Annotated in this window: 8 protein-coding genes and 2 pseudogenes; 4 read left to right on the forward strand and 6 right to left on the reverse strand. The window is 35.1% G+C overall.

Annotated elements, in window-relative coordinates; all coding sequences use genetic code 11:
- Nucleotides 1-285 precede the first annotated feature (285 nt).
- The gene (locus ACFIMM_RS01885; protein ID WP_375611347.1) at nucleotides 286-1059 is read left to right on the forward strand and encodes a Bax inhibitor-1/YccA family protein; all 774 of its coding nucleotides are present in this window, start codon (nucleotides 286-288) and stop codon (nucleotides 1057-1059) included.
- 112 nt (nucleotides 1060-1171) lie between these two features.
- Complete coding sequence (locus tag ACFIMM_RS01890; protein WP_375620887.1) at nucleotides 1172-2035, forward strand: endonuclease/exonuclease/phosphatase family protein; 864 nt, start codon at nucleotides 1172-1174, stop codon at nucleotides 2033-2035.
- A gap of 5 nt (nucleotides 2036-2040) precedes the next feature.
- Here ACFIMM_RS01890 and polA read toward each other — a convergent pair whose 3' ends face one another.
- The 6 genes and pseudogenes from polA to ACFIMM_RS01920 all read right to left on the reverse strand — a co-directional run bounded on the left by polA (nucleotide 2041) and on the right by ACFIMM_RS01920 (nucleotide 8861).
- Nucleotides 2041-4968 carry a DNA polymerase I gene (polA, locus tag ACFIMM_RS01895; protein WP_375638144.1) on the reverse strand — a complete coding sequence of 976 codons (2928 nt, stop codon included), beginning with the start codon at nucleotides 4966-4968 and terminating at the stop codon, nucleotides 2041-2043.
- Between the two features lie 298 nt (nucleotides 4969-5266).
- Nucleotides 5267-5974, reverse strand: coding sequence for a DNA polymerase III subunit epsilon (gene dnaQ, locus ACFIMM_RS01900; protein WP_375629128.1), 708 nt, complete (start codon nucleotides 5972-5974; stop codon nucleotides 5267-5269).
- 4 nt (nucleotides 5975-5978) lie between these two features.
- Nucleotides 5979-6566, reverse strand: coding sequence for a dephospho-CoA kinase (gene coaE, locus ACFIMM_RS01905; RefSeq protein WP_375612770.1), 588 nt, complete (start codon nucleotides 6564-6566; stop codon nucleotides 5979-5981).
- Nucleotides 6563-7435 (reverse strand): shikimate dehydrogenase, encoded by an 873-nt coding sequence (locus tag ACFIMM_RS01910; RefSeq protein WP_375629126.1) that lies wholly within the window; start codon nucleotides 7433-7435, stop codon nucleotides 6563-6565. The genes coaE and ACFIMM_RS01910 overlap by 4 nt, the downstream gene beginning before the upstream one ends.
- Nucleotides 7428-8024 carry a Maf family nucleotide pyrophosphatase gene (locus ACFIMM_RS01915; RefSeq protein ID WP_375611343.1) on the reverse strand — a complete coding sequence of 199 codons (597 nt, stop codon included), beginning with the start codon at nucleotides 8022-8024 and terminating at the stop codon, nucleotides 7428-7430. The genes ACFIMM_RS01910 and ACFIMM_RS01915 overlap by 8 nt, the downstream gene beginning before the upstream one ends.
- Nucleotides 8021-8861, reverse strand: a pseudogene (locus ACFIMM_RS01920) (pyruvate, water dikinase regulatory protein). Before ACFIMM_RS01920 ends, ACFIMM_RS01915 begins: the two are co-directional and overlap by 4 nt.
- Before the next feature lie 552 nt (nucleotides 8862-9413).
- Between ACFIMM_RS01920 and rho the strand changes: the two are divergent.
- Together rho and mnmE are read left to right on the forward strand one after the other, a co-directional pair.
- Nucleotides 9414-10679 carry a transcription termination factor Rho gene (rho, locus tag ACFIMM_RS01925; protein WP_015857121.1) on the forward strand — a complete coding sequence of 422 codons (1266 nt, stop codon included), beginning with the start codon at nucleotides 9414-9416 and terminating at the stop codon, nucleotides 10677-10679.
- 31 nt (nucleotides 10680-10710) lie between these two features.
- Nucleotides 10711-12017 (forward strand): annotated as a pseudogene (mnmE, locus tag ACFIMM_RS01930) (tRNA uridine-5-carboxymethylaminomethyl(34) synthesis GTPase MnmE).
- Nucleotides 12018-12108: the final 91 nt, after the last annotated feature.

A 12108-nucleotide genomic window follows, 5' to 3' on the forward strand; every position in this document is an offset into this window, starting at 1 on the left:
AAGTATAGTCTTTTTATCTTGCAAAAATATGGCAAAAAATGGAAATATTTTTTATTAAAATGAACTATTTCCTTACCAATTTGTAAGGTTCCTTCTTCATATAAATCTCTTGTAATTTTTAAATAAATCTCCATAATAAGAGCATATATGCTGGAATTCTGTCAGTGATTCTTAAGGGTTTTTGTATTTGCCCAATTAAGGCTTATACCAAGCTTATCTGTGTAATGACAGAGACACCTTTAAAGCCCTATACCTGACAGAACATATGCTAAAGGATTTTATATTATGGCTAATTTTAAAGATTTACGTTCGGCACCTGCTTCTCATGCCGATGCATCAATTGATCAGGGATTACGCGACTATATGTTGGGTGTCTACAATGCAATGGCCATTGGTTTGCTTATTACAGCTGCTGCCGCTTATGCAATTGTATCATTAGCAACGACAACAGATATGAGCCAAGCAGCAGCTCAAATCAATAGCAGTGTTTATCTAACACCATTTGGAGTAACATTTTATACATCGCCATTCTCTTATATTGTTATGTTTGCACCACTCATAGCAGTCTTATTTCTCAGTTTTAAAATTAATACATTGAGCACAAATGCTGCTCGTAGTCTCTTTTTTGGTTATGCTGCTCTGGTTGGTCTTTCACTGTCTTCAATCGTTTTGCGCTATACGACAGAAAGTGTTGTGCAAACCTTTGTCATTTCCGCCGCAACTTTTGGAGCTCTTTCACTTTATGGATACACAACAAAGCGTGATCTCACAGCAATCGGTTCATTCTTATTCATTGGATTGATCGGCTTGTTGCTTTCCATGATTGTGAACATTTTTCTTGGATCAAGCGCTTTGCAGTTTGCTATCTCTGTGATTGGTGTTTTTATCTTTGCTGGTTTAACAGCCTACGATACCCAGAGCATTAAGTTGATGTATTATGAAGGAGATGAAAGCGATACCAGAGGACGTAAAGTTATTATGGGCGCGCTGAATCTTTATCTTGATTTCATCAATATGTTTGTCTTCTTGCTACAGTTTCTTGGCTCAAACCGTGATTGATTGCAAAAATCATTACTTAATTAAAGAACCTTGTTTCTTTTAGAAACAAGGTTCTTTTGTTTTTAGTGTAAATCTTTACCCTCTGCTTCTTAGAAACTATTCTTTTCGCAAAATGACAAAAATCCCTTATAAGCAAAAATTCCCTTGGTTTACCGGTTTTATCCAACAAAAACTCCATAGCTCCTTTTTAAATACAATTCATAGCCGCTCTCATCATCAATCAAACATTGTCAATCAAAATAGTAATTATGATCTGACCGTTGCTTCCTATAATGTGCATAAATGTGTAGGTGTTGATAAAGTTTTTAATCCTACAAGAATTGTCCGTGTTATTACTGAATTACAAGTTGATATCCTTGCTCTTCAAGAAGCAGATAAACGTTTTGGGGAACGCATCGGTTTGATTAATCTTCAGCTATTAAAAGCTGAAACCGGTTTGATTCCTGTACCTCTTAATACTATGTCACCTCATGGCCATGGTTGGCATGGGAATGCTCTTTTTTTGCGAAAGGGATATGTACGTGATACTTTACAAGTCACTCTTCCTAGTATTGAACCACGTGGGGCTGTAATTGTAGAGTTGGAAATGGCAGCAGGACCTATTCGTATTATTGCGGCTCATTTTGGATTATTACGTTACTCTCGTAAACAACAAACAAAAATGCTCCTTGAAATTTTCCAAAAACGCCCCCTTATGCCTACACTCCTCATAGGAGATTTTAATGAATGGCGAATGGGAAAAGGCTCATCTTTAAATCATTTTTTTCCCTATTTTGATAGCACTTTTGAAGTTGTACCAAGCTTTCCCTCTCGTTTTCCTTTGTTAGCCCTTGATAGAGTTTTTTCTTTTCCCCACCAATTGGTAACAAGTATTGAAAATCATTATTCACCACTTGCACGCATTGCTTCAGATCATTTGCCTATCAAAGCCTATCTTAATCTTTCCAACGCAATCAATATTCTTAAAAATAAATAAAAAAATTAATGTGCCTCATCCCAATTTTGAGCCGTCATAACTTTTACTTCAAGCGGGACAGATAAAGATAGAACCGGTATTGTAGCATTTTCCATAACATTTTTAACAACAGTCATGGTTTTTTTACTTTCTTCTTCTGGTACTTCAAAAATCAGTTCATCATGAACTTGCAGCAACATTTTTGCTGATAGTTTTTCTGCTTTTAAAGCATCTTCCATATGTATCATAGCGCGGCGAATAATATCGGCTGCAGAACCTTGAATTGGAGCATTGATAGCTGCCCGCTCATTAAGAGAACGAATTTTTACATTCTTTGCTTTTATTTCTGGATAATGGATACGACGTCCAAAAATTGTTTCTACATAACCATTTTCACGTGCAAAGATTTTGGTCTTCTCCATATAATCTTTAATTCCTGGAAATCTTTCAAAATACAGTTGAATATAACGACCCGCTTCTTGGCGTGAAATTCCCAATTGATTGGCTAATCCAAAAGCTGAAATACCATAAATAATACCAAAATTAATCGCTTTTGCACGCCGTCGTATATCTGAATGCATTCCTTCTATCGCAACACCAAACATTTGTGATGCCGTTATAGCGTGAATATCATGCCCTTTAGCAAAAGCTTCTTTTAATGCTTTTATATCCGCAATATGTGCAAGAATGCGCAACTCAATCTGACTATAATCAGCAGAAAGTAACACATGTCCTTTGGGAGCAATAAAAGCTGTTCGAATTTTACGTCCTTCAGCAGTTCGCACTGGAATATTTTGCAAATTTGGCTCTGATGATGATAACCGACCAGTTGATGTTATTGCCAAAGAATAATTCGTGTGAACTCGCCCTGTTTTTGAAAAAATATAAGAAGGCAAGGCATCTGTATAGGTAGATTTTAGCTTTGAAAGTTGACGCCACTCAATAATTTTACGCGGTAAAATATGACCTTCAGCAGCCAACTCTTCTAAGGTCTGTGCAGAAGTTGACCATTGTCCACCCTTTGTTTTAGCGCCTCCAGGCAATCCCATTTTGCCAAAAAGGATATCCCCTAATTGCTTTGGCGAAGCAAGATTAAACTTTTCATCAGCTTGTTTGTAAATTTCCTCTTCTAGAATCAAAGCAGCTTGTGCCAACTCTCCTGAAAGACGCAATAAAATCTGCCGATCAATAAGAATCCCCCGTTCTTCCATTCTTGCAAGAACTTCTACAAGAGGTCTATCAAGACGCTCATAAATTTTTGTCATTCCACGAGCAACAAGTTGCGGTTTCAATACTTGCCAAAGACGTAGCTTTATATCAGCATCTTCCGCCGCATAAAGGGTTGCTTGTTTTAAATCTACTTGTGCAAAAGAAGTAATTTTTTTCCCGTTATGCGTTAAATCTTTATAGGCAATTGGTTTATGCTCAAGCCAACGTTCAGACAAATCATCCATATTATGGGTTAACATTCCAGCATCAAAAGCATATGATAAAAGCATGGTGTCGTCAAAAGAGCTTATCATAATGTCGTATTGCTTCATCACCAACCAATCATATTTTATATTATGACCAATTTTTAACACCGCTGAATCTTCTAATATCGGTTTTAAAAGTGCTAAAGCTTTTCGAGCCCCAATCTGTGAAGCAATGCGCCCGCCCCTCAAAAGGTCCTCTTCTCCTTCATCAAAATGTTCAAGAGGTATATAAGCTGCTTTTTCCGGCTGTAATGCGAGTGAAAAACCAACAAGCTTTGCTTGCATCGGATCAAGAGATGTTGTTTTAGTATCAAAAGCGAAAAAACCCTGCTCTTGTGCTTGTGATAACCAGTCTTTTAAAATTTCCTCATCAAGAATTGTTGTATAAGCATCTCTTGTAATTTTTTGAGTCAGCGCTTGATCTTTACGTTCTTGTGCAAAAACTTGTGGAGAATTTTCAGAAAAATTATGAAGGGATGCGCGCTCAGTATTCTTGATATCAGAATCATGCCTGATATCAGAATCATTCCTGGGGCTTAGTTTTTCCCATTCAACATTTATATCAAGTGCGTCAATAACAGCTGCATCGCATGTTGTTGCCTCTGCCACGCGACGCGTTAATGTTGAAAACTCCATCGCTTTCAAAAAAGCAATTAAACGTGGACCATCTTGTGGCTCCAAAATAAAATCATCTAAATCATTATCTATAGGAACATCTGTTTTAAGCCTGACAAGTTCACGAGATATTTTAACTTGTTCTCTATAAGCTTGAATGTTTTCACGTCGTTTTGTTTGTTTAATTTCTGTTACGTTTTGCAATAGAAGATCAAGAGAACCAAATTCATTTAACAACTGAGCTGCAGTTTTTGGACCAATGCCTGGAATACCCGGTACATTATCCGTTGAATCTCCAATTAATGCTTGTAAATCAATCATTTTTTCAGGCGCAACACCCCATTTTTCTATAACTTCTGAGATACCTATATGCTTATCTTTCATTCCATCATACAAAGATACATGCGTATTTACGAGTTGCATAAGATCCTTATCGGAAGAAATAATGGTTGTTTTTGCCCCAACCTTTGTTGCCAACTTTGCATAGGTAGCAATTAAATCATCCGCTTCAAAGCCTTCCTTTTCAATACAAGGCAAATTAAAAGCCTTCGTTGCTTGGCGTATTAGCGCGAATTGAGGAATTAGATCTTCAGGAGGTTCAACGCGATTCGCTTTATATTCAGGATAAATTTGTTTACGAAAAGTATCAGATGAATAATCAAAAATAACAGCAAAATGTGTTGGAACAACACCCGTAGCTGTATTACGAGCATCACAAAGTAATTTCCATAACATATTGCAAAAACCAGCTACTGCTCCTACAGGAAGTCCATCCTTTTTACGTTTTAAAGGCGGCAAAGCATAATAAGCACGAAAAATATAGCCTGATCCGTCAACCAAAAAAAGATGATCTGTTGCTTTCATGACATTTTTTCTCCATTTCAGCTAAAAAAACAAATTACCCTTATATATTTTTTCACTTTGCCTCTAAAAAGCCATTTTTTCTCTTCATAAGACGTGAAGTCGTTGCACTTTATATTAAGTACCTAGAGCTTTTCTTTGCTGTTACAGGATTAATAGCTTTCATTTTGCTCCTCCTATGATAGCTGAGGTACGATGTAGCGACAGGGTCGTTGTGGTGTTCCCCTCCCCACAACGACCGTTTTTTTTAACATCGATATTCTTTAATTTCAATCGTGACTCTTTTAGATAAAAGATGATGTTATTCATGAATTTTGAAGTTATTCCACAGAGCTTTTTCACCCATTTTGTAGATAAAATCAGCGTGTAACTTTTTTTCTTGCATACTCAATCTCGAAGGTAAAGCCTGCGGGCGAATTTTAACGGCATAAGATGTATCTTTATCGTTCTGGATATGTTCATCAATACCCCTTCTGTTATCAAAACCCAATACACCTTGCTTTCCACCGATGAGCTCAATATAAACATCGGCTAGAATCTCTGCATCAAGCAAAGCACCATGAAGAACACGATGGCTGTTATCAATTCCAAAACGTTTGCATAAAATATCAAGAGAATTAGGACCCATAGGAAATTTACGCCGCGCCATAGCCAATGTATCAAGAATATTATCAACACTGATAAGCGGTTTGTTGACGCGTTTTAATTCTGCATTAATAAAACCAATATCAAAACTCGCATTATGCGCAATCATTGTCGCGTCTTTGATAAATTCCAAAAATTCATCAACAATATCACTAAAACTTTTCTCGTTTTTCAAGCGTTCATTGGTTAATCCGTGAATTGCTACAACTTCATCAGGAATAATAACGCCTTCAGGGTTTAAATAAACATGAAATTGGCGTCCTGTGAGATAACGATCAACCATTTCTACACAACCAATTTCGATTATGCGATCTTTCTCTTTATCTAAACCTGTTGTTTCTGTATCAAAAATAATTTCACGCATAATTTTAATTCTTTAGCAATTTTTTTATCACATCAAAAACCTGTTGACGTGTATTCTCTAAATCTTTCCCTGTATCAATAATAAAATCAGCGCGTTCTCGTTTTTTTTCATCTGGCATTTGTTGAGCGTTGATAAAGGCAAATTTTTTCTCATTCATACCTTGGCGAATCATTACACGTTCTTTTTGTATTTCTGGTGGAGCAGAAACAACAATAACGCTATCCACACGACTTTCACCATTTTTTTCAAACAGAAGTGGAATATCAAGAATAACTAATTTTTTCCCTTGTTCACGCGCTATATCAATAAATTCCCTTTCTTTTTCTTGCACCAAAGGATGAATTATTTTTTCTAATGTTTGTAATTTTTCTTTATCATCAATCAAAATTTCAGAAAGTTTCAAACGGTTAACTTCTCCGTTTTCAACCACACCAGGAAAAATACGCTCTATGAATGACAAAGCTGGCTCACTTTTATAAAGCTGTTGTACTGCTTCATCAGCACTAAAAACAGAAATACCCGCTTGCTTGAAAAAATCAGCAACTGTTGATTTTCCCATAGCAATTGATCCCGTTAATCCTATGATCTTCATTCTCTTTTTTCACTCATATCCTCTAAAATAGCTGTCCGTAACGCTTTTGTTACCTGTGGTCTTATTCCGAACCACTGTTCAAACCCTATAACAGCCTGATGTAGAAGCATCCCAAGTCCATCAACCGTCTTGAGATCACAAGCCTTTGCCTGTTGTAAAAAAGGAGTTATCAATGGTGTATAAATAATATCTGTTACTAATGCCGTTTTTTTTGCTTTATGAAAATCGCAAAAAAAAGAATCACTTTTTTCTTCTGGACTTTTTATGCCAATAGAGGTTGTATTAACAATCAAATCAGCTTGATGAAGTATTTCATGGATTTTATGCCAATCGTAAACTTTAATGATTTTTCCAAAATGCTGAGCTAAATTATCAGCACGTTGTTTTGTACGGTTAATTAAATAAATCTGTTCAAATCCGCGTCTTTTTAAGGCATATATGATAGCGCGTGCGGCACCACCTGCTCCAAAAACAAGAGCTGTTTCCCCTCCCCAATCAGATACAAAATCATCAAGATTAGCGCTAAAACCATAGGCATCACTATTCGTGGCACAAAGCTTATCTCCTTCATACCAAAGTGTATTAACAGCACCAATCATTGTTGCTCTCTCATCTTTATAATCTGCTAAACGAAAAGCTTCCTGTTTATAAGGCAAAGTAACATTTCCTCCACAAAAGCCTATTTTTTGTAAAGACGCAATAAAATGACTGAACTCTTCAGATGTTACTTCTTGTGCAAGATATTCTCCTTGTAAACCATATTGTTTAAGCCAAAAATTGTGAATTCTTGGCGATTTTGAATGATGAATTGGAGAACCAACAACAAAAGCACGCGGATAATTTGTTTTTTTTATTGTTAAGTCAACCATCAATAATTCCTAAGTGGCGCAGTTTTATGAGTAGAGGCAGCAAAGGTAAACCAACAATGGTAAAAAAATCTCCTTCAATTTTTTCAAAGAGATGAATTCCTTCTCCTTCAATTTGATATACTCCCACGCTGTTTAAAACATCTTTTCCTACGCGTGCTAAATAACGTTCAATAAATTCTGATGAGAGTAAACGGACGGACATATGTGCACTAAAAGCTTCAACCCAAATTTTTTGACCATTTTTAAATAAAGCTACCGCACTATGAAGAGAATGGGTTTTTCCTGATAATTCACATAAACGTTGATGTGCTTCTTTAATATTTGTTGCTTTGTGAAAAACTTGACCTTCAAAATCAAGAACTTGATCACAACCAATAACGAAAGCATCAGGAAAACGGTCTGAAACATTTTTTGCTTTTGCGCTCGCAAGAAAACAGCTGAGTTCTTTAGGTGTTTTTTCTTTTGCTTTTTTTTCTACTTCTCTTTCATCAAAAGAAGCTCCTTCAATGGAAAAATTTAAGCCTGCTTTTTTTAATAATTTTGCACGATAAAAACTAAGAGATGCTAATATTAAAGTATCTGCGTTCATGAGAATTTTCTCTCATTTCCTTCACGAAATCGTGATAACAGTTCAAATATTGCAGCAGCAGTTTCTTCAATAGAACGTCTTGTGACATCAATAATAGGCCAACCAAAACGTTCGCAAATGCGTTTTGCATGGATTAATTCTTCAGCTATGTTGATACGATTAGTATAATTATCAAGAGCAAAACCTTCTCCTAAATCTCTATTTTGACGAATATGTGAGATTCTTTCAGCTGAAGCAATTAAACCAATAATTAAAGAATTTTTTACCTCTAAAAGAGATTCTGGCAAATCAATTCCTGGAATAAGAGGAACATTAGCCGTTTTGATTCCGCGATTTGCTAAATAGATGCTTGTTGGTGTTTTAGAGGTTCTTGAAATTCCCACAAGGATCACATCTGCTTCGGATAAGCTACTGGAAGACTGTCCATCATCATGCTCTATTGTAAAATCCAGTGCCTCAATACGGCGAAAATAATCTGCATTAAGATCATGTTGTGCGCTCGCACGTAAATGTGTTGGCATTCCAAGGTAAGACTGAAAAGCATTTAAAACAGGATGCAATATATCAATACAGGGAACTTCTATTTTTTTGCATTTTTTTTTGAAGGAGTAGTTTAAGTTCTTCATCAATCATTGTGTAAAGAACAATACCTGGCTCTTGTTGTATTTCATCAAGAGCTTTCTGTAACTGTATTCTATTACGAATCATAGGATAGATATGCTCTGTTGCCTGAATCATTGCATATTGCGATGCTACAGCTCTTCCAACAGAAATTAATGTTTCTCCTGTTGCATCAGAAAGCATGTGTAAATGAAAGAATTTTTTTTCTTTTGTCACAAAAATTTTAACTCCTTGTTAAGACATGTGTATATATCCTCACCGTTTTTTATAAAACTAAAATTTATGAAAAATTCTCCTTTTTTATGCACAAATTAAATGCTTGTGATAATTTAATCCCTCTTATAAAAAAAGAGGGGATAATATCTTTAAGATAGTGATATTTTTATTCTTTTTTCAGTTCCTTTTGTGGATAAAATTGAGGATAAATAATAATCCACACTAAACACAGTTATAAATAAGAATAATCCTTTCTTTAATATAAATTTATTAATATAAATTTCTGTAAAAAATACTTTTGAATAGCATTTCATTAATGCTATAATCCTAACTCACATTTTTGTTATTAAAATAATTAAATACTATTTGGATTTTATATTTTTTCAAGTTTTTCATATAATTACTTAATATTACAGGAACAAATTTCATATAAATGGTACTTGCAGATTAAAAAAATTGAGTGTAGGATATTTTTTCTTAATAATATTTCACTCATAAATTTCCATAAATTATTTAGAACAATCTTCTCCTTAATTACAAAGAGCATATTTCATGCAAAAAATGAAACTACAAGAACTTAAAAGCAAAAATCCCGTTGAGCTTGTTTCTTTTGCTGAAACATTAGAAGTTGAAAATGCCTCCCTTATGCGCAAACAAGAATTAATGTTTGCTATCTTGAAAAAACTTGCTCTACAAGACGTTGAAATTATAGGAGAAGGTGTTGTTGAAGTTTTACAAGACGGATTTGGATTTTTGAGATCTGCTGATGCTAATTATCTTCCTGGTCCTGATGATATTTATCTTTCACCTGCACAAATACAGTCGTTTTCTTTAAAAACAGGCGATACAATTGAAGGTCCCATACGCAGTCCAAAAGAGGGAGAACGTTATTTTGCTCTCCTTAAAATTAATACAATTAATTTCGAAAAACCTGAAAAGATTCGTTATAAAATCCACTTTGATAATCTTACTCCTCTTTATTCAAATGAACGTTTCCAAATGGAAATACAAGATCCTACAGAGAAAGATATGTCATCACGCGTGATTGATTTGATATCTCCATTGGGAAAAGGACAAAGAGGGTTAATTGTAGCTCCTCCTCGGACGGGAAAAACAGTTTTACTTCAAAATATTGCTCATTCTATTACCACTAATCATCCTGAATGTTATCTCATTGTTCTTTTAATTGATGAACGACCAGAAGAAGTTACTGATATGCAGCGTTCAGTAAAAGGAGAAGTGGTTTCTTCTACTTTTGATGAACCTGCAATACGTCACGTACAAGTGGCAGAAATGGTTATTGAAAAAGCCAAACGTCTTGTTGAATATGGGCGTGATGTTGTTATTCTTCTCGATTCTATTACACGTCTTGGGCGTGCATATAATACAGTTGTTCCTTCTTCAGGTAAAGTTTTAACAGGTGGTGTGGATGCAAATGCCCTCCAGCGTCCAAAGCGTTTTTTTGGTGCAGCACGTAATATTGAAGAAGGCGGATCTTTAACCATTATTGCAACGGCTTTGATTGATACAGGAAGTCGTATGGATGAGGTTATTTTTGAAGAATTTAAAGGAACAGGTAATTCGGAAATTGTTCTTGATCGAAAAGTTGCTGATAAACGTATTTTCCCTGCTATGGATATTTTAAAGTCAGGAACGCGTAAGGAAGAACTTCTGGTAGAACGACAAGATTTACACAAAATTTTTGTTCTTCGTCGTATTTTAGCATCTATGAATGTAACAGATGCAATTGAATTTTTGATTGATAAATTAAAGCAAACAAAAAACAATAGTGAATTTTTTGATTCAATGAATACGTAGAGTCATTAAAGTTTTTATTAGGATAAAACCTGTGGATACAATCTTTGCTGTTTCGAGTGGATTGTTACCTTCAGGGGTTGCAGTCATTCGGCTTTCTGGTCCTCATGTTGTGGATATAGTTAAAACGCTTTGTGGTCGTTTACCTAAAGCACGTTTTATGCATTATGGAAATCTTACTGCTCGTGATGGTAGTTTTTTAGATTCTGGTTTAACTGTTTTTTTCCTGCTCCTCATAGTTTTACGGGGGAAGATTGTGCAGAATTCCATTTACATGGAGGAAAAGCAGTCGTTAATCGTTTTCTCGATGAATTGTCGACATTTTCTGGATGCCGTATTGCAGAAGCAGGTGAATTTTCACGTCGTGCTTTTATGGAAGGAAAATTAGATCTTGTTCAAGCAGAAGGTCTTGCTGATTTAATAGAAGCAGAAACGGAAAGCCAACGGCGTTTAGCTGTTATGGGTACAAGTGGACATTTAACGACGCTTTATCGTGATTGGCGTCATAAGCTTATGAAGGCGCGTGCTTTTATTGAGGCAGAACTTGATTTTGTTGATGAAGCAGATATTCCCAACGCAATATCTGATAAAGTTTGGAAAGATGTTCAGGATCTTTGTACTTCTATTCGGGAATATATTACTGAAGGAGAACGTGCGAGTATTTTACGTGATGGATTAAAAATTGTTATTGCTGGTGCTCCAAATTCTGGAAAATCAAGCATTATGAATCGTCTTTCAGGAAGATCTGTTGCTATTGTAACGGAAGAAGCAGGAACAACCCGTGATGCTTTAGAAATGAGAATTATTCTTGGTGGTTTACCTGTTTTTTTAACCGATACTGCTGGTTTTAGAAAAACAGAAAATAAAATAGAACAGATGGGAATAGAAATTGCTAAACAGCATGTTAGGGAAGCTGATTTGGTTATTTTGGTTTATGATATAAGAAATCCTAAGCAAGTTGATTTACCAGAAACATCGGCTGAAATATGGTGTGTTGGCAATAAGCTTGATCTTTATGAAAAAAATGATCAGCGTTGGTCTATACAATTTTCCGCATTAACTGGTTTAAATTTTGATTATTTTATAAAAGAACTTGAATCATTTTGTCATTATCGTGCTTCTAAAATTGGAAATATTGTTCCAGCACGTAAAAGGCAACTTCAATTATTAAAGCAGGCTGTTAAAGAGATTGAATTTTCTCTTAATTATCATTCTCTTGATCTCAGTTTACGTGCAGAACATCTCCGTTGTGCAAGTGATTTTCTTGGGAAAATTACAGGAGATATTGATGTTGAAGATTTGCTTGATATTATTTTTTCAGAATTTTGTGTTGGTAAATAATGATTCACGTGAAACATTGATTATTTCATAGACAGATTATAAAGATTATGTAATTTATATCCTGTTTCACGTGAAACCTTAGAATATTTTC

Source organism: Bartonella sp. AP258QHHD (assembly GCF_042196145.1).
Taxonomy (GTDB): domain Bacteria; phylum Pseudomonadota; class Alphaproteobacteria; order Rhizobiales; family Rhizobiaceae; genus Bartonella.

Excerpts from the sequence above, each read along its gene's own strand:
- rho (WP_015857121.1), top strand. The coding sequence starts at position 9,414 with ATGCAAAAAATGAAACTACAAGAACTTAAAAGCAAAAATCCCGTTGAG.
- ACFIMM_RS01915 (WP_375611343.1), bottom strand. The coding sequence starts at position 8,024 with ATGAACGCAGATACTTTAATATTAGCATCTCTTAGTTTTTATCGTGCA.
- dnaQ (WP_375629128.1), bottom strand. The coding sequence starts at position 5,974 with ATGCGTGAAATTATTTTTGATACAGAAACAACAGGTTTAGATAAAGAG.
- ACFIMM_RS01890 (WP_375620887.1), top strand. The coding sequence starts at position 1,172 with ATGACAAAAATCCCTTATAAGCAAAAATTCCCTTGGTTTACCGGTTTT.
- coaE (WP_375612770.1), bottom strand. The coding sequence starts at position 6,566 with ATGAAGATCATAGGATTAACGGGATCAATTGCTATGGGAAAATCAACA.
- ACFIMM_RS01885 (WP_375611347.1), top strand. The coding sequence starts at position 286 with ATGGCTAATTTTAAAGATTTACGTTCGGCACCTGCTTCTCATGCCGAT.
- polA (WP_375638144.1), bottom strand. The coding sequence starts at position 4,968 with ATGAAAGCAACAGATCATCTTTTTTTGGTTGACGGATCAGGCTATATT.
- ACFIMM_RS01910 (WP_375629126.1), bottom strand. The coding sequence starts at position 7,435 with ATGGTTGACTTAACAATAAAAAAAACAAATTATCCGCGTGCTTTTGTT.